The organism is Verrucomicrobiia bacterium (assembly GCA_019634635.1).
In the GTDB taxonomy this organism is placed as follows: Bacteria; Verrucomicrobiota; Verrucomicrobiia; order Limisphaerales; family UBA9464; genus UBA9464.
Genome location: JAHCBB010000014.1, coordinates 50,385 through 69,047 on the forward strand (window position 1 = coordinate 50,385; position 18,663 = coordinate 69,047).

General features: G+C 65.2%; 16 protein-coding genes. All 16 read right to left on the reverse strand.

The window, feature by feature from the left end; all coding sequences use genetic code 11:
* Window positions 1-23: 23 nt before the first annotated feature.
* The 16 genes from ruvC to KF791_11545 all read right to left on the reverse strand — a co-directional run bounded on the left by ruvC (window position 24) and on the right by KF791_11545 (window position 18,543).
* Complete coding sequence (gene ruvC, locus KF791_11470; protein ID MBX3733199.1) at window positions 24-626, reverse strand: crossover junction endodeoxyribonuclease RuvC; 603 nt, start codon at window positions 624-626, stop codon at window positions 24-26.
* Between the two features lie 45 nt (window positions 627-671).
* On the reverse strand, window positions 672-1,139 hold the full coding sequence (locus KF791_11475) for a DUF420 domain-containing protein (GenBank protein ID MBX3733200.1): 468 nt from the start codon (window positions 1,137-1,139) through the stop codon (window positions 672-674).
* Window positions 1,136-1,747, reverse strand: coding sequence for an SCO family protein (locus tag KF791_11480; protein MBX3733201.1), 612 nt, complete (start codon window positions 1,745-1,747; stop codon window positions 1,136-1,138). Before KF791_11480 ends, KF791_11475 begins: the two co-directional genes overlap by 4 nt.
* Window positions 1,748-1,807: 60 nt before the next feature.
* Complete coding sequence (locus KF791_11485; GenBank protein MBX3733202.1) at window positions 1,808-2,584, reverse strand: cytochrome c oxidase subunit II; 777 nt, start codon at window positions 2,582-2,584, stop codon at window positions 1,808-1,810.
* Window positions 2,581-2,856, reverse strand: coding sequence for a hypothetical protein (locus KF791_11490; GenBank protein ID MBX3733203.1), 276 nt, complete (start codon window positions 2,854-2,856; stop codon window positions 2,581-2,583). Before KF791_11490 ends, KF791_11485 begins: the two co-directional genes overlap by 4 nt.
* Window positions 2,853-3,059, reverse strand: a complete 207-nt coding sequence (locus KF791_11495; protein ID MBX3733204.1) for a hypothetical protein — start codon at window positions 3,057-3,059, stop codon at window positions 2,853-2,855. The genes KF791_11490 and KF791_11495 overlap by 4 nt, the downstream gene beginning before the upstream one ends.
* Complete coding sequence (locus KF791_11500; protein MBX3733205.1) at window positions 3,049-3,429, reverse strand: cytochrome C oxidase subunit IV family protein; 381 nt, start codon at window positions 3,427-3,429, stop codon at window positions 3,049-3,051. The genes KF791_11495 and KF791_11500 overlap by 11 nt, the downstream gene beginning before the upstream one ends.
* Before the next feature lie 20 nt (window positions 3,430-3,449).
* Entirely contained in the window at window positions 3,450-4,313 is an 864-nt protein-coding gene (locus KF791_11505) for a cytochrome c oxidase subunit 3 (GenBank protein ID MBX3733206.1), read from the reverse strand.
* Between the two features lie 43 nt (window positions 4,314-4,356).
* Window positions 4,357-6,177 carry a cbb3-type cytochrome c oxidase subunit I gene (locus KF791_11510; protein MBX3733207.1) on the reverse strand — a complete coding sequence of 607 codons (1,821 nt, stop codon included), beginning with the start codon at window positions 6,175-6,177 and terminating at the stop codon, window positions 4,357-4,359.
* A 6-nt stretch (window positions 6,178-6,183) separates the two neighbouring features.
* Window positions 6,184-7,185: a heme o synthase gene (cyoE, locus tag KF791_11515; GenBank protein MBX3733208.1), complete on the reverse strand. Its 1,002-nt coding sequence runs from the start codon at window positions 7,183-7,185 to the stop codon at window positions 6,184-6,186.
* Window positions 7,186-7,187: 2 nt separating this feature from the next.
* Window positions 7,188-8,405: a COX15/CtaA family protein gene (locus tag KF791_11520; protein ID MBX3733209.1), complete on the reverse strand. Its 1,218-nt coding sequence runs from the start codon at window positions 8,403-8,405 to the stop codon at window positions 7,188-7,190.
* Between the two features lie 80 nt (window positions 8,406-8,485).
* On the reverse strand, window positions 8,486-9,196 hold the full coding sequence (locus KF791_11525) for a hypothetical protein (GenBank protein MBX3733210.1): 711 nt from the start codon (window positions 9,194-9,196) through the stop codon (window positions 8,486-8,488).
* Between the two features lie 150 nt (window positions 9,197-9,346).
* Window positions 9,347-15,217 carry a hypothetical protein gene (locus KF791_11530; GenBank protein MBX3733211.1) on the reverse strand — a complete coding sequence of 1,957 codons (5,871 nt, stop codon included), beginning with the start codon at window positions 15,215-15,217 and terminating at the stop codon, window positions 9,347-9,349.
* Window positions 15,218-15,345: 128 nt separating this feature from the next.
* Window positions 15,346-16,386 carry a serine hydrolase gene (locus KF791_11535; protein MBX3733212.1) on the reverse strand — a complete coding sequence of 347 codons (1,041 nt, stop codon included), beginning with the start codon at window positions 16,384-16,386 and terminating at the stop codon, window positions 15,346-15,348.
* Complete coding sequence (locus KF791_11540; GenBank protein MBX3733213.1) at window positions 16,352-16,969, reverse strand: RsmD family RNA methyltransferase; 618 nt, start codon at window positions 16,967-16,969, stop codon at window positions 16,352-16,354. Before KF791_11540 ends, KF791_11535 begins: the two co-directional genes overlap by 35 nt.
* An 11-nt stretch (window positions 16,970-16,980) precedes the next feature.
* A complete protein-coding gene (locus KF791_11545; GenBank protein MBX3733214.1) occupies window positions 16,981-18,543 on the reverse strand; it encodes an MFS transporter in 1,563 nt (520 codons plus the stop codon).
* Window positions 18,544-18,663 lie beyond the last annotated feature (120 nt).

Sequence of the window (18,663 nt, forward strand, 5' to 3'; positions counted from 1 at the left end):
CCCTCAAACGAACATCACGGAAGTCACAAGGGCTTCCGCCCCGGTGCGGTCCGGCGCCGCGACTCGTTGCCGAACGCCAGGGCCAGGGCGAGGGCGTCGGCGGCATCGGCATCCGGCACTTCCGCCAGCCCAAGCAGGCGCTGCACCATTTTCGCCACGGCAATCTTTTGCGCCCCGCCGTAACCCACGATCGCGAGCTTCACCTGGCGGGGCGCCACCTCATACACGGGAATTTCCGCCGCCCCCACCGCCGACAACGCCGCCCCCCGGGCCTCGCCCATGGTAATCGCCGTCTTGAGGTTCTGCGCAAAGAACAGCCCCTCGACGACACACACCCGGGGCTGATGCCGCGCGATCAGATCCCGGACCACCGTGGCGATCCGGCCCAGGCAGCGGCTCCGGGTCCAACCCGGTGGACACCGGATCGTCTCTTGATGCAGGGCCGACGGTCCGGCGGTCCCAAAATCCACGATCCCAAGTCCGGTGCCCCGGAGCGAGGGATCAATGCCCAACACCCGCCGGCAGTCCACGGGCGGTGCGGACGGACCGGGCGCTGGCGAGGCTCCGGGACGCCGGCCCGAGAGCCGTCCCTGGAGGACCGAAAAATCCTTGGGAGAAATTCCCACGAGTCCGGCGAATCCTACCGCTCCCGGACGCCGCGTCACCGGGATTCATCCGCCGGCGACTCCCGCAGCGGTGGCCTGTGGAAAGATCCGGTACAGGAGCAGGTAGATGACCACGCCGGTAAACGATACATAGAGCCAGATGGGCAGCGTCCAGCGCGCGATGCGGCGGTGCCGGTCAAATTCGCCACGGAGCGCCCGGAATAAGGTCACGCCCACCAGAGGCAGGATCACAAAGGCCCCGGCCAGATGGGTCACGAGAATTGCCAGATAGACCGGACGAAACCACGCGGGATCCACGAACGCCGTGTGGGCGCGTCCATGCAGCCGCTGCATCTGGAAATGATACCAGAGGTAGCAGGCCAGAAAGGCGGTGGAACTGAGCAACGCCGCCACCATGCAGGTGCGGTGCGCCTCCCGCCGCCCGCGACGGATGCACACCCATCCCGCGGCGAGCAGCATGGCGCTGAGGGCGTTCAGCGAGGCGTTCAGGGGCGGAGAATCGGCAAGATTCATGGCCAGGATTCCCGACGCAGACGCTCGGCGAGTTCCACGACCCGGGACTCCGAACCGGGTTCCTCGGACTGAACCACGGAGCGAATGCGTCCGCTGCGGTCGAGAAGGACGTAGTTTCCGGAGTGGATGAACCGATCGTCGAGCCTTGGACTCACCTCGCCGGTGTCGAGCACTGTGAAGAGAAGGTCCTTTTCCGCCACCCGGTACACCTCCGCCTTGGGACCGGTGAGAAACCACCAGCGTTCCGGCAGCGCCCCGTAGCGACTGCCGTACTCCTTCAACACTGCCGGAGCATCAAACTCGGGATCCGCGGTGAGGGAGATCAACCGAATACCATCACCGGTGGCCTTCTGGATTCGTGCCATCTGCACCGAGAGGCGGTGACACTGGCCGGGGCAGCGCGAGAAGATCACGTTGGCGATGACCACCGACCCCTGGAGCTGTTCCGGGGACACCGCCGCCCCGAGCTGGTTGGTGAGCCGGAAGGGACCCAAGGTTCCCAATACGGGCAGTGGAGGCACCGCGAACTGCCTTTGCAGGGCAATCCCGACGAGCGCGATCATGACCGCACCGAACGCCACCCAGAGCAGTCGCTGAGAGCGCTTCACGATCAGAGCCGGACAGCCGTCCGGAGCGGATGGTCGCAGGCCACCCGCACCAACACGGACCTACTCAAAGCTGATGGCTCCGCCGGCCGCCGCCTTCTCGGCATACCAGGTCGCATATTCCTCCGCACTCACCACGCGGAACTCCCCTTTCATTCCTGAGTGGAGGTTTCCGCAGAGCTGGGCACAGATGATCATGTAGTCCCCCGTCTCCACAGGCCTGAAATGCACAGGAATTGTGAGGCCGGGGATGGCATCCTGGGTCACGCGCATTCGGGGAAGTTTGAAGCAATGGATGACATCCATGGAGGACACCCTGCAGATGACATCCCGGTTCACCGGAAGCACAAACGGCTCCCGAAGACAGACCACGTCGTCCTGGCCGTCCTCATCCTTGGGATCCAACCCGAACGGGTTGGAGCCCGCGAACTCGATGTCCTGACGCCCCCACTTGCCATCCGGTCCGGGATAATGGGCGTTCCAGGCAAACTGCTGCGCCATGATGTGCACCTCGATCGGGTCGGTCTCCGGGTTCCCGGTGGCGACCGGGAACTGATCCACGGCCTTGGCCCAGAGGGGCACTGCAAACCCCAGCAGCAGCAGCACCTCCACCGCCGCGACACCGACCTCGGCGTAGGTGGAAAAATGCGAGCGCGCACCCACGTGGTCGGCCCGTGGGTTGGCAGACCCCCGGAAACGCCAAAGCGCCACCAGAAAGTACCCCAGCCAGCCGACGAAGAGCACCGCCATCAGGAGGTGCAAGTAGAGCATCAGGTTGTCAATGCTGCCGCCGTGGGCCGCCGCGTTGGAGGGGGGAATAAAATAGTTCCAGAAACTCATGACTGGGACGAAACGGAATCAGTTTGGGAGGGAAACCCATCCATCGCCGGATCCTGAATGCGGGCGGCCCGGCGGCAGATGAAGACAAAAAATGACGCGATCAACCCGAGGAGGGTGCCAATGACGACCAGCAGCGACAGGATCCCGGCATTCATCCCGTGGGCGAGGGGCGAGTCCGTGCGGCCGAAACAGGAGGCGCAGGCTTCCAGCCGGGGCGAGGCCATCACCGCCGCAAGGGCAACCACGAATGCAGTCTGGAGGAGCCGATTCACAAGTAGCTGATGTCCTTAAACTTCTTTAGAAACACCCTGCCATAGACGCCCAGGCCGGCGGCGGCGATCAACCAGACCACCGCCCAGGCGAGGTCGAGCCCCGTGCCCGAGTCGCGATAGTTGCCGAAACACCAGCTTGAAACCACCAGGGCGAGCAGGATGGAGACCGAGACGAACACGATGTGGAACGTCTTAAGGGACATACGAAATCTTGGGCTGGGTCCCCGGGATGGGATCCATGTCCGAGAACAAGATGAGGGCAACCATCGCCACCGCAAATGCGGCCGTCGTCGCCAACACGAGGTAGATCGCCTTCCGCTCGGACAGGAGATGCATGAAGTAGGCGCAGACCAGAAACGCCTTCACGGTCGCAATGAAGAGCGCGACCGCGACGGTGAGCGCGACGCTGCTGAACTCCCATTCTCGGGCGAGGACGGTGATCAGGGTGCCGACCAGGAGCGCGGCCCCCACGGCCCAATAGACCTTCTTGTGGGCGGCGAAGTCATAGTCGTGATGGGCGTGCGCATGGCCCTGGGCCTGCGCGGCGGGGACGGCGTGTTGGGAATCGCTCATGGAGACGGGGCGCGTTGAGATCAAAGCAGGTAGACGACCGGGAACAGAAAGATCCAGACCAGGTCCACAAAGTGCCAGAACAGTCCACCCACCTCGATGCGGTTGGTGAAGCGCTCGGGATCGGTCTTCCACATGCGGGAGCCAATGAACCCGAAGTAGAAGAGCACCAGGGCCCCCCCAAGCACGTGCAGGCCGTGCAGGAAGGTCATCGTGAAGTAGATCGCAAAAAAGGGATGCGTGGACGGTATGAAGGCCTTGACACTGGCGATCTCCGAGACGGGGATGCTCCGATCAACGTGATGAACCCCCTCGGCGTGGGCCTTGCGGATGGGGTCTGGAATAGCGTGGCCAACCGGAAACCGAAACCTGTTGGGCACGTCCTCAATCACCTTGAGGGTCTCCAGATTGGCCCCCTTCACACTGGCGAGGGTCCAGAACATCGGCGACTTTCCGCTGACATCGAGGTGACCGGTGATTCGCGACCCGTTGTTCAGCTCAATCACGTAATGCCCAAACTTCTCCTTGTACTCAAAAGTTTTGATGACCAGGAAGCCAAGGGCGCAGGCGATGGTGACCGCCATGAAGCGCCGGAACCGCACGAAGTCGTTCTGCTTGAGCGCGATCCACGCCATGACAACGGTCACCGAGGAGGTGATGAGAACCGCGGTATTGAACGTACCGATCGGGATGTTCAGGAGGCCGTGGGGCCAGGCGAGGGCGACCTCGGGCCAGAATCCCGGCGGGGCCTGGACCCGAAGCAGAATGTAGGTCGAGAAGAACGCCCCGAAGAGCATGACCTCGGAGGCCAGGAAGAGCCAGATCCCGACCTTGGCGTTGTAGAGTCCGGTGTCGGGCCGGGGTTTGACGGCGTAGGGGATTTCCATGGAATCAGGAAGGCGGATGCGGGATGTGCGTACGGCGGCGGGCTTAGTTGGGCTGGTTTTGCGGCGTGAAGTCCTGCTTCGCGCCCGGCACGCTGTATTCGTAGGGCCCGCGATAGGCCACCGGCGTCTGGGCAAAGTTGCCATGGGGCGGCGGCGTGGGGGTCTGCCAGTCCAGCGTGGTCGCCTGCCACGGATTGTCCGAGGTCACCTTTTGCCCACGGGCGATGCTCCAGAAGAAATTGATGATGAACGGAATCTGCCCGATGGCGAGCAGCACCGCCGCGTGGGTGATGAACTTGTTCAGCCAGAGGATCCCGGGATCCGCACCGACGCCCGCCTCAAAGTAGGTGGCGCCGCCGTCGTACATCCGGCGGCTCATCCCCCGGATGCCCTGGATGAACATCGGCGCGAAGATCAGGTTCATCGCCACCAGCGACACGCCCCAGTGCACCTTGCCCCAGAACTCGTTCATCATCCGCCCGGTGATCTTCGGGAACCAGAAGTACACCCCGGCGAAGAGGCCAAAGATGGTTCCCGGCGCGACCACGTAGTGGAAGTGCCCGATCACGTAGTAGGAATCATGCAGGTAGATGTCCGAGGCGTTGAGACCCAGCGGCAGCCCGGTCAGCCCCCCGATGCCGAACATCGGCAGGAAGGCCAGGGCGAAGAGCATCGGGGTGTTGAACCGGATGGAACCGCCCCAGAGGGAGATGAACAGCGCGGTCAGGATGATCACCGACGGGATCGAGATCATCATGGTGGTCGTCTGGAAGAACGTGGCGATCTTGGTGCCCATGCCCGTCATGTACATGTGATGAGCCCACACGATGAACGCCAGAAAGCCGATCGCGAGCACCGCATACACCATGGAGCGGTAGCCCCAGAGCGGCTTGCGGGTGTTGTTGGCAATGACCTCCGCGACGATGCCCATCGCCGGCAGGATCAGCACGTACACCTCGGGATGCGCCAGGAACCAGAAGAGATGCTGCCAGAGCAGCGGGCTGCCACCGCCGGAGACCTCGAGTGGCGTGGAATTATACACCAGCCCGGTGGGCAGGAAGAACGACGTGCCGAGCAGGTTGTCGGACAACTGAAGCAGTCCGGCAGCCTCGAGCGGCGGAAACGCCAGCAGCAGCAGGAAGCCGGTCACGAACTGGGCCCAGACGAAAAACGGAAGGCGCATCCAGGTCATGCCCCGGGCCCGGAGCTGGATGATGGTGGCGATGAAGTTCACCGCACCCAGCAGCGAGGAGGTGATCAGCAACACCATGCCGATCAGCCACAGGGTCTGGCCGTTGATGTAGTTGTTGGGATCGGCAAGCGTCGCCAGAGGGGAGTAACTGGTCCATCCGGATTTCGCCGCCCCACCGGGAATGAAGAAGCTGGCCAGCATGACCACGCCGCCCCAGAAGAAGAAGTGGTAGCTCGCCATGTTGAGCCTCGGAAAGGCCATGTCCGGCGCCCCGATCTGGAGCGGGGTCACGTAGTTTCCAAAGGCGCCGAAGGCCAGCGGCACGATCGCAAGGAAGACCATGATGGTGCCGTGCATCGCCCCAAAGGCGTTGTAAAGATCCGCCCCCATGGCTCCCTGGGCCGACACCATGTCATCGCCAAGGATCTTGTTGAGCTGGGTGCCCACCACCGGGATCGGCTCGTTGGGATAGGCGAGCTGCTGGCGCATCGCCAGCATCAGCATGAACCCGAAGAACAGGAACAGCAGCGAGGTGAGCCCGTACTGGATCCCGATGATCTTGTGGTCGGTGGAGAAGACGTACTTCGACAGGAATCCCTGTTCGTGGGTGTCGTGCGCGGCCGAACCGGCGTGGGCCGGGCCGACGCCCGAGTGGGTAAGGGCGGTCTGCATGGAATGTCAGTGCAACGGATTCGAAACCATCGGGACCAGCGTACCGCTGGACGGCGGCGATGCTAGCGACCCGGACCTCGGAGAAGTCAATTTCCGGCTTGGCTTGTCCATAACCAGAAGTCCCAGCAATAGCGGCAAGTAGAGGATGCTCGCGAAAAAGAGTCGGCGGGCGGTTGGAAGGGTCCGATGTGCCGCGAACGCAATGGACGCGGCCAGGAATCCAGCGCCCAGGACGACCGCCCCCGCGAGATACCATCGTCCCGAAAGGCCGAACAGGAACGGAAACAGGCTCACGGCAAAAAGCGCCACCGTATTGCGCACGGCGGAGGCCGCCGTACGGCGGCCATCAGGATCGTTGCCCGACAGCATGCGAAAGCCCGCCCCGGCGTAGTCGTCGCGGTAAAGCCAGGCAATCGCCATGAAATGCGGCAGTTGCCAGAAAAAGAGGATGCCGAACAACCCCCAGCCGGGGGCATCCAGGGTGCCAGTGGCGGCCGTCCATCCCATCAGCGGCGGCAGGGCGCCCGGCACGGCACCGACCACCGTGTTGAGCATCGTTCGGCGCTTGAGGGGGGTGTAGGCCAACAGATAGGTGGCGAGTGTGACGACCCCCAGCAAGGCGGTGAGCGGGTTGACCGCCAGGAGCAGCCACGCGGTCCCCGCAACGGAGAGCAGCATCCCCGCCGCGAGGGCCGTCGTGGGTTCAACGCGGCCGGAGGGGAGCGGGCGGTCGGCCGTGCGCCGCATGCGAGCGTCGAACTCCCGCTCCATCCACTGATTGAGGACCGCCGCACCTCCCGCGAGCAGTGCCGTGCCCAAGGTCACCTGCAGCAGGAGCCCAAAATCCACGGGTGCCGTTGAACCCAGATAGAAGCCCACGGAGGTCGTGAGGACCACCAGAAGGGTCAGCCGTGCCTTCACCAACTCGGCAGCCACTGCCCAGACGGACTTGTCACGTGCCTCGGCGGCGGCGGCAGGAAGCACGGTGGCGGCGGCCTTGAATTCCATAATCAGCGGGCAAACGGCTGCGCCAGCGGGGCTGCGGTCTCCCGGAAGTCCCGAACGCGCACGGGCACACTGAGTTTTCGCAGGACGAGAATCAACCCTGTACCGATGAGCAACGAGAGGGCGCCGATGGCGACATGGGCCGTGGCGACATCCGCCGCCTTGTTGGTCCAGATCGTCGCCGCTCCCAGGCCGGCTTGAATGCAGATCAGCCCCAGCCAGCACCGGAGTCCACGCATCACCACCCGGGGCAATGTCCCGCAACGGGTGCCCACACGGCACGCCATCGCGACGGCCACGAGCACGCCCACGGCGCCCAACCGATGGAGCAATTGCAGCACGATCTGGAAGGCGGTCACGGTGGACTCCTCGATCCGGTTCTGGTTGTACCGCAGCAATGCGGCGTCATCGAGCGCCGGCCACCAGCGTCCGTACGCTGTCGGAAAGTCCGGTATGGCCAGCCCGGAGTGCTGATGCCGCATGCTGGCCCCAAGGATCAACTGGAGGACAATCAGCACCGTCCCGGCGGTCACCCATGCCGCAAGGCGATGCGGGACCTGCGCGGATCCACTTCTGACAAGTCGCGACCAGAACGGGCTCACCCGCAGGGCGATCACGCCCAGCAGGACGAGAAATGCCTGCCCAAGGCATCCATGCACCAAGCCGAGGAGCAATCCGAGGGTCACATTTCCAAGGGTCCACTGGTCCAGCACCACGCGAAGACCGCCGAGAAGTCCCTGCAATTGAACCGCCCAGAAGGCCAGCCATCCCAGGGCCGGCAAGGGCGCCTCACGCGCTTCGCCCTGGTGCCAGACAACTGCCGCCAACACGACAACCCCGCCGATCCCGGCAAGGAAATGTCCGGCACCCCGCCAGTCCGGCCCCAATCCGAGCAGCGCGATCCCGAGGAATATCTCGGTGGCTCCGATGATTGCCAGCGGCCGCCGTGCCGCCCGGCCACCCAGCCAGCGCGTCAGGAAAACCACCATCAGCCCGACCATCGAGGCCCAGAGCCGGTGGGTGTGTTCATCAAAAACCCCGCCGTGAAACCATTGGCTCACCGGCAGGGCAAACATGTTGTACCCGAAGCTGGTGGGCCAGTCCGGAACCGACATCCCCACACCTTTGCTGGTCACCAACCCGCCCAGACAGACCAGTCCGAGGGTGGCCAGGGCGGTCAGGTATGCATACCAAGGGAGCCAGCGGTCGGAGGGAGAGGACACTGCGTGGAGCGGTGATTGCGAATCCCTTGAAAAAAGGGCCGGATCCCCGGGATGGGAATTCGGCCCGGAATGCAGCCTCCTCAGGAGGGCTTCACCTCGACCGTGAAGTCCGCAGAGGCCTTGCCTCCCTTGACCTCAATTTCCTCGGTCACCGAACCGGCCTTCTGGTGATAGGCCTCCAGAGTGTACTTGCCGTCCGGAATGTCTCCCCGGATCGCGAAGGCACCGGATTCGTCGGTCACCACAAAGAACGGATGCTCAAACGTGCTCAGGTAGGCGATCATCCAGGGATGCACATTGCACGCGAACCGGATCCCGATCTCGGGCTTTTCAAACACCTTCTCATCGGTCTTGCCCTGGGTGGCCTGCGCGATGTTGAAGCCCTTGTTGCCGGCGACCTTGGGCTGGACGTTCACGTTGTGCATGAACGGATCCGAGTTCTTGATCAGAATCGTCTGCCCGGCCATCGCCGCGGAGACGTACGGGATGTACATGCATCCAATCTGGTCAATCTCCACCTTTGAGGACGCCGCGGGAAACGCCTTGCCCTCGAGTCCCTTCTTGATGAACACGATGGTGTTGGCCAGGCCGCCATCGGCGCCCACCACATAGACCCGGGTCTTGGCCTCGCCTTGGGCGACCTTCCCGCAATTGGCATCCGTCTTCACCGCGCCAATCACCTTTTCCGGAGGCGGCGTCCCCTTGAGCGTGACCCTGCCGGTGATTTCGGCGGCGGAGGCGAGCGCGGCCGTGGCGGACATCCCGACGGCCAGTTTCAGAAGCGTGTTCATGGAGTTCATCAGCGAGCGTTTCCTGCAGATTTCAACCGCAAACTATCAAGCAGCCCCTGCGGGTCAAGTTGTTCGTGAAACTTTTCACAAGCGCCAGGCCGCAGGCCGTCCGGCGGGTTCCCTGCGCACGGAATCCGCCGGGAGCTTGGACTAGGGTTGGGGCTCGGTGATTCGAATCTCGCGCCCGGCCGAGTTGCCACGCAGTTCGGGGACATACATCGCCGCGGCCATTGCCGGCAATTCCGTGAAGTGTCCCGGGGTCTCGACCCGATACCGGTAGCGGATCTCCCAAAGTCCGGCCGGCATCCGGGACGCAAATGCCGCCGCCCGCCGGTCGCGCCATTCAAAGTAGAGGGGCACATCCGGCCCGCGCGGCATCCGTTCCGAAATTGCCCCCGGGGCTTCCGGATTTCGGAGACGAGCCGCGGGTTTTCCCCACCCACTCCGGACCTCTGTCGCCTCGAAGCCCGCAGGCTTGAAGTCCTCAATCATCACGTATTCCACGTCGGATTTTGCCTCAAGGACCAGCCGGCATTCCACCAGGTCTCCCGCAGCAACCGATTCCTCGGCGCCCAGCGGCACCGATACCTCGCGAATTCCCTGGAGCAGGGTTGGCACTGGCACCAACCGGAACAGTTCGCGGCGAACGAACACACCGCTCCCGGCCGGCATGGGGATCCCTTCGGTGAAGCAGGTGGCTTCCAGCGAGAAATAGGCGGGTGCCTCCCCGCCGCGCCGGAGGATCCGGACCTCGTTGGTGTCGCCCAGGAGGTCTCTGGAAACGGAAAATACGGCCGGCGCCTGCAGCACATCCGCCGGTGTCCATCGCGGTGTGGCGACCGTGCGCCCATTCACGACCAACTCCAGCTCAAGCGATTGCTTCAGTTCCCCGGAAACGCGCAGGTAATCGGTCAGGCACAGGATCGTGATCGCGGTGTCCCGTGTGTTGTTCCACGAGGCCCCGCGCCGGTTCTGCAGCAGCCAGGCCACCGCGGGCTGTACCAGGGGATTTCCGGGGTCGAGGGTCAGGAGGGACCGGACACTGAAAGCCGTGGCCTCCACCGGGGTGTCACCCCATCGCCGCATCAGGCCCCGGGAGCCCCAGTAGGCGGTCGGCTGGGTCGAGCCTCCCCGCACGGCGCCGGAATAAAGTACGGAACGGTCCGGAGCCTCATCCCGGATCACCCCATTCGACAGATTCTCGACCAATACCCGCGCCCGGTCCCCTTCCCCATACTGATGGGCCGCCCACGCAAGCAGGGCCCGGCCGGCCGCGCTCAACTCGGTCCGCTGATCGTAGGCCCGCTGGAACGCCCGTGCCTCAAAGGATTCCGGACCCATCCGCTCCGGCGTCCGCAGCCGGGACGCCAGCGCGTGCAGCGCCCAGGCGGCATCGTCCGGCCGATCCGCCAACCGGACCAACTGCCCCCGCAGCCAGTTTTCGGCGCGGTTCACCCGCTCCTCCTCGATCTCCACTCCCGCCTGCTGCGCCAATCGCAGCCCCCAAACCACGTAAGCCGTCATCCACAGGTCATCGTCTCCGCCGGGCCACCATCCCCATGCTTCCTGACCCTGTCCGTCGTAGAGCCGCTTCAAGCCGGCACCGATCATGTCGTCCAGCTTCTCCAGGTCCTTCCGGGAGCCCAAGCCCGGAGACACCTGACCGGTCGCATTGGTCGAAATCCCACCAAAGGCGCGCTCCATTGCCGTGGCGGCATCCAGTCCGACCGTGGCGAGGGTCTGCCGGACAACGACCGCCGGCAGGAACCGGCTCATGGTCTGCTCCGTGCAGCCGTACGGAAAATCCGCAAGGTAAGGCAGGGCATCCAGCAGCGTGACCGCCAGGCTGGGCGTCAGCCGAACGGCCAGGTTCGCAGAGTCCGGCCTTCGCGGCGGCAGCTTGAGATGGACGGTGATGTCGTCCGCAGTGGTCCTGCCGGCGTGCGAAACCCATTGCTCGATCCCGTTCGCCACGATGGGGAACGTTCGCCTCACGGAATCCGCATGCCCTTGCGCCCTGACGGTTGCGGTCAGGACCGCCGTTCCCGGCTCGATGGCCCGGGTCCGCCAGTCCATGCGCGTGGAGCCGCCTGGCGGGACCTCCACCGGGGGTGGATTGCCGGTTCCCCGCTGGTCCCCCCGAATCCACTCGATCAGCGTCAGGTGACCAGCCTCCAGCGTCGCGGACACCTTCATCGGCGCGTCGGTGCTATTGTCCATCACCACGGAAAGCACCGCCTGGTCACCGCTGACGAGAAATCGAGGCGTCTGGAGGCGGACGCTCAGCGGAAGAAATGTCCGGGTGACATTCGTGCCCAGGCCAACGCCGGCGCCCTCGGTGGCAGCCAGAGCGCGGAGTCCCCACCGGGTCGTGGCGTCCGGATACCGAAAGGTCACCCGTGCCGATCCGGAGGCGTCGGTGAGCACTGCCGGATTCCAATAAGCGGTCTCCCGGAAGTCGCTGCGGACCACGACAACGGGTTCCGCGGCCCCGGTTCCCGAGGACTTCGTGGAGCGGTCGGCGCGTGCCATCGCCGGGATAGGAAGCACTCGCTGCACGTTGGCAAACCCGGCGGACGAAACGTCCGTGACGAGAGCATCCGGCCCACGCATGAAATTGAGGCCATAGCGACGGGCCAACTGGGGACTCATTGCTTCGCTAACCTCGAATTTCGCCTGGTCCTGGCCCATCGTCCCCTCTTCCAGCCATCGCCCGTCCTCATCCACGACCAGGCGCAGATAGCGCCCCCGATTGAATCCCGACTGCACCGGCAGTTCCGGCAGGTAACGGCGGGGAAAGAAAAACGCCCTCGGATCCCCCGCCAGGTCTCCCTGGATGGCACTCAAGCTGTCATCCACGACGGATACCGCCACCTGCGCCACCACGGGTTTCCCTGCGGCATCCCGTGTCGTGATTCGCAAGGCACCTTCGGACCCCGGAGGCCCGGATGCCGGGTCCGGCTCGATCCCGACCGTGAGGAAGTTGCGGGTCGGAGGGACGACGATCTCCTTCCGGTCCTGCAATATCCGCCGGTTGTCCACGAGGACCGCCTGCAGCACGGCATTCGGTTCGAGGGATTCGGTGACGTCGAGCTCCACCAACCGGGTCGCTCCCGCCAGGTGCAACACCTGGGTCTTTGGCGGCCCCCCCCCCTGAACCGTGAACAGAACCCAACGATCCGGGTTGGGCCCCACGATCATTACCGGCGCCTCGGTGCCCGTCCGGAATGCGTCGGCATCCAGGATGATCTCCAGTCCGCTCGACCGGTATCCCAGATCCACGGGCTGTGTCGTGGTCACCCAGACGGAGGCCTGGGCCGTGATCAGGTTGGTGACGCCGACCGACATCCCGGGAACGGGCCAGAAATCCGGACTCGACCATGCGAACCGGTAGTAGCCGACGCGGTCCGTCGTGAAGGACAATTCGCCAACCCCGTTCGTCGCCAAGGTCACCTGGCGGACGCCCAGTTCCTCGGCACGATAGCCCCGGAACTTCAACTGCCAGTCCCGCTGGCCCGGATCCGGTCGCGGCGGCCAGACCGGGGAGGCGCCCTGCAGGCGCTTCAATTCCTCGCCGGCCACCTCTCGGCCGAGGCTGTCCACCCAGATTTCCCACCAATACTCCCGCGTGATCCGCACCGCGCCCGTGGTGACAACTGGCCGGCCGTCGGCGTCCTTCGCCTGGAACTCTATCCGGATGGCTTCTCCGGGCCGCGGCAGGTTTCGCAGCGGCCGCGCCCGCACCGCGTAGGCCTCGCGAGTGACCCGGAGCTCGGCGGACCCCGTGACCTGACGTCGTCCTGCATCGGACACGTTCGCAGTGACGGAGTACACTTGGTCCCCCGAATCGGCATCTGTATCCATGGCGAAGACCGCACGTCCGGCGGCGTCGAGGTGCAACGTTTCCCGCCGGACCTCAGCGGGCATGACGTCATGACGCCAGGGCCACGATGATCCGCTCTCCTGCAGCCAGGGATAGTCGCGGGTCACCGGCCAGATCCATTGGAAGGGACGCCGATGCACCACCACCTCGACGGTCCCTCCGGAAACCGGAGACCCGAAATAGTACGTAGCCTCAATCTCCACGGTGAGTGGCTCCCCGGGTCGCACCGCACCGGCGGGCGCCGTGCTTTCCGGAGCCCGGGACGCCGTCACGGTCACCTCGAACTCCGGAAGCCGGTATTCCTCGAGTCGGAAGAGGGTCTCCGTGCCCACAGGCTCCCCGTTGGCGCTTCCGGTGATGAACGTGACGGTGTACAATCCGAGGCCCGCCTGCGGACGCGTCTCGAATTGGCCCCAAGCCGCCCCGAAGGCATCGAGCGTCATGACACCGTTGGTCACGGTCGTCCCCTGGGGATCCCGCAATTCAAACCATAGCAACTGACCAACCGGCGTCAGATACGTCCCCTCCACCCGGCGTCGTGCGAGGACCTTCCAGTCCACCATCGCCCCGGGGCGGTAGGCAGGCCGGTCCGTGAAGGCGTACACCTTCCAGCCATCGGTGCCGTCCTGCCAGCGAGGACTGCCATGGCCGAAGGCGATGGCCGGACGTTCGGACAGCCCGGCCACACACACCATTTCGCCTGCCGGGGTTTCCAGCGACGCCACGCCGTGGGCATCCGTGGTGGCGGTCCATTCCTGCCACCGCACCCCGCGTCCGTAGGGCTCCCGCACGCCTGCCACGAAACGGACAGGCGCCTCCGGAATTGGGTGTCCTCGATGGGCATCCACGAGCCACGCCAACGTTCGGCCCGGACTCTCCTGCAGCACCAGAACGGCATCCGTGACCATCAGCACGTCCCGCACCGACTGGTCACCCGCCCGCGCCTCCAGCAAGTAGGCGCCCGGGGCCAGCGTCCCCGGCAGCCGCACCTGCCGGGTCACCTCCGCATGGGGCTGATCCGGCTCCATGGCTTCGTTCCACTCCCGAATCGCCGGCCCGGGGGGACGTAACCCGTCCTGCCATACAGAGCGTTCTCCGGTGACCGCCTCGAGTCGCAGGTCGCGGGTGAGGTCCATCGGGGTCAGCGAAAGCTGAACATTGGTGGCGTTTCGTGCGGACAGCTGAAATTCGATCCGCGATCCGGGCAGAAAGGTTCCCGGCACAGCCAAAACCATGGAAATGCCGGTCAGGTCGGCGAGCCGGGAGGCCGCCGATTCACGGTACCGGGATCGTCCGGCGGGAAACTCCTCCAGGAGCTCCCGATACCGCTGGATCGCACCCGCCTCATCAGGCTTCGGTTTCCAGCCACCGGAGGGGAGGGCTTCGATGCCTCCCTGGCGTTCCCGCCATTGGCCCTCGAAGTAAAGTGCGGCGTCCCGAAACGGGGTGCCCACCGATGCCAGCCGGGCCGCTTCAAAATCGCGGGCCGCCCGCCCCGGGTTGCCCGGGTGCCACATGGTTCCGGACCGGACCGCCCGATGAAGACGAAAGAAGGCGACATCGTCCGGACGTTCGGCGATGGAGATCGCGCGGGACAGGACATCGTCCGGAATCACAATCATGCGGTTCCATCCAGCGTCCTCCCCCACCGGCCCCGCCCAGTCTCGTGCGATCTCCAGGTACTGATCCCGGGCGCGCGCAAGGTTGGTCTGGCCGGCCCACCAATCCAGTGCCGCGGTATACTGGGCGCCAAAACCATGTCCCCAGGGCTCCTGGCGACGCTGCAGGTCCCCAAGAGACCGGCGTGCGGCGGCCCAGAATTCATCCCGTTCGGCCGCCGGAATGTCGTCGCTGGACAAACGAACCAGCGGGGCGGCAAAGCGGTCCGAATCCTCAAGCAGCTCCGGCGCCGCCGCACGCCACCGCGCATCCGCGAGCCGGAACTCCAGCCACCGCAGGTCGGGAGCGGCCAGGTCGTTGGTACGGACCTGCTCCAATGCGCCCACCGCCTGGGCAAATGAACCACGCAAGAAAAGGGCCTCCACCTGTTCGCGAAGCCCGGAAGGCACGACGGCGGAAGCCGTCGCGGGACCGGCCAGGGCCAAAATCAGCGCCAGACCAACAGCTCGAAGGTTCATGAGTACACTTTCCTGAGGGAGTCGCCGGCACGCCGGATCTGGCGCGGACGAGACGCTCGTTGATCCCAACGTTTCAGCCGGAAAATCCTTGGGTAAAATGCGCGGGGTCACCTGGGTCCTGACGCGCTTCAACGCGGGAATCCGTCCAAAAGGATCCGGACCACCGATGGGATGATCTGCCGCTCAAGCGCGTGCCCGGTGGTGAATACCACCACGACCAGCTTGAGACCCTCTGGCGATTCCAGGTAGGCGGCGTCGTGCCGTGTCGCGCTGGTCCAGCCGGCCTTGGACCACAGGCGCAGACCCTCGCGTCCGGGATCCTGCAAGACGATCCCCGTAAACCCATGGGTTTGGTCCTCGGGATCGCGAACCGGTGCGGAAACGTCCCGTGCCAGCAACCCCATCATCTCGCGGCTGCGCCCCGGCGTCACCGAACGTCCGGTGGCGATTTCCGCAAACAATCGGGCGGTCGCGTCGGTCGTCAGCCAGTTGCGTGACGGCTGGAATCGCTGGATGGCCTGCATTTCACGCCCGTAGGGTCCCTCGCACCACGGCTTCTTGTTGACGTTGATCCCTTCAAAGCCCTCGAGAACGAAGTAGCGGTTGACTGCGTTGCGCTGGTCGGCCCAGGCACGCAAGGCATCTTCCGTCAGCTCTGGACCACTCGTCGTGCCCGTCAGCAGGTCCACGACGTAGTGCGTCGCCTCATTGGAACTGTCCACGATCATGTCCGTCATGGCCCGGCGCAGCTCCCGCGTGTCCTCCAGTCGGCCGTCCTCCATCCAGCGGTGTGCCGCCACCAGGTAGAACAGCTTCACCACACTGGCCGGATACACCGGAACCTCCCCACGGTACGAGGCCCATCCGGGTCGAGCCGGATCGGTGAGATGGACCACGGTCACCGCAAGTTCGTCGGCCTTGAGTCCTCCGGCCGAAAAGCGCGCCAGCGTGCCTTCCACCGCCTTCGTCAGCAGATCCTGGAGCACTGCCGGACGGGTCGGGGCCACCTGAGGAGCCGAAACCTCGGCGGACCGCAATACGGGCGCGCCGAATCCGGAGACCAACAATCCGGCCAGCAGAAGCGCTCTCAACGGGCCCCTTCGCTGCCGGCATGGCCCCCGCCCTCGGGCAGCCTCACGGACGGATCTCAGGTGGGTCTGCACGTGCATGGGTCGTTTCCGATGGCTTCAGGAATCGAATGATCGTGTCGCCGTGTCGCAACGTCCGATCCTCCCGCCACAACGGTCCCAGGTCGAGCGCATCCCGCTTTGCGTGCCCCAGCACCAACACGCCGACCGGGGCCAGCAGGCTTGGCAGGTCCACCGCATCGAGCAACTGCTGGGCCGGAGAACGCGAGCGGCGGCCGGTGTTCTTCTCGCCGTAGGGCGGATCTGCGATCACCAGATCGAAGCGGCGTCCCGAGGCGGCGAGCTGCGGCAGCGCGGCAAACACGTCCTGCACCCGAAGCACGACGCCGGTCACGGGAAGGCCGGTCGCGGCCAGGTTGCGCTGGTAGCAGCGGGCGTGCCGCGCCGACCGCTCGACACTGTATACGGAGCGTGCGCCACGGCTGAGGCATTCGTGCCCCAGGGCTCCGGTGCCGGAGAAGAGGTCGAGCACCGCGGCCCCGACCACCCGGTCACCCAGGGAATTGAAGACGGCCAGCTTGACCTTGTCGGGCATCGGGCGGACGCCCAATCCCGCGGGCACCTGCACGATGCGGCCTGCGGCCTGCCCACCGATAATGCGCATGGGGGATCCCGTCAGTGCGCCGGTGCCCGCACGTCCTCGGGAAGCGGCTGTCCGCGCGTTTCGGGGGCGAACGGCAGCGCGATCAGGCCGATCAGGAAGGCGGCGCACATGGTGATGCCTGCATAGCGGAGCGGCTCCGGGGAATCCTTGAACACCACGCCGGTGAGCAATCCGAGCGCGGCCGGCCCGCTGGCCGCCACGAAGCGGCCGACGTTGTAGCAGAAACTGGTTCCCGTGCTGCGAAGACGCGTCGGGAACAGTTCGGGGAAATAGATCGCATAACCGCCGAACAGGGCCAGCTGGGAGAAGCCCATGAGCGGGATCAGCCAGAAGATCTGGCTGAAGTCACGGAGGAACCAGAAGACGGCCGCGGTGGTGATCATGGCCGCGACCAGTGCCACGGCAAACGCCGGCTTGCGTCCGAATCGCTGCGCCGCGATGCCGAAGGAGTAGATGCCGAAAAACGCCCCCAGATTCTGCATCATCGAGGTGATGCCGGCCCAGAACGTCAGCTTGCCCGGAATCAGCTGCGGATCCATGCCCTCCGCGATGAACCGCTTTTCCAGGACCGACCGCACCAGGTCGAAGCTGAAGAAGCCGATGCCCCAGACGCCGATGACACCGCTGAGCGCCAGCAGCAGGCCGACCACCGCGCGACGGCGGTAGGTGGTGTCGCCGCCCCCGCCGAAGACGGTCACCAGTCCGGCCCCCAGCGCCGCCAGCGCAAAGCACGCGACAATGGTGCGCTTGTCCCACGAGGCACGCCCCAGGAAGCCGACCCCGATGCCGATCACCAGCAGCAGGCCGGCGATGGTCGCCGGGGTACGCCAGCGCGGGTTGCCGAACAGTTCGCCATAGTCGCCCAGCTTGCGGCTGATTTCCGGATCCCGCTTCGCCTCCAGCCAGCGCTCCGGTTCCCGCAGACGCCGCCGAACCAGCACCACGAGGATCGCCGGCACCGCGCCCACCACAAACATCCACCGCCACGCCGCCCAGCCCGCCACGCTGCCCAGCACCCCGGTCTGTTCCAGATGCCCCAGGGACATGCTGGTGATCGCCGCCGAGACGTTGCCCACCGTGGACAGCGCCTGGAGCAGGCTGAGCGCGTAGGGACGTGCCCGTTCGGGCATCACCTCTGCCACCAGCGCCACACCCACCGCAAACTCCCCCCCCACGCCGAGCCCCGTCATGAACCGGTACAGCGCAAAATCCCAGAATCGCGTGGAGAAGGCACTGAGGCCCGTGCAGCCGGAGTAAAGGAGGATGGTGAGCAGCATCGTTTTGGCCCGCCCCCAGCGGTCGCCCAGCACGCCGAAAACCAAACCGCCGCTGGCCCATCCCAGGAGGAAGATCGAGGTGGCATAGGCCCCGTGTTCGCCCACCTCGGCGGCGGTTGCCGGACGCCCAAACCCCGCCGCGAGCAACTCCCGCATCGCCGGCATGCGCGCGAGGTTGAACAATTGCTGGTCCATGCAGTCCAGCAGCCACCCCAGCGAGGCGACAATCAGCACGAACCACTGGTAACGATTCAACAGGCGCCACCAGGCGAATCCGGATTCGGGAGGGGAGGACATGCGTGGACGGTCGGCGGAGCATGCGGAGCGGATCGTGCCCGGGAAAAGCGGAAATCTCCGAAATATCGGAAACGACCGTCCCGACGCATCCAAAGTGTGCGCGCCGCTTGAAATTCAATT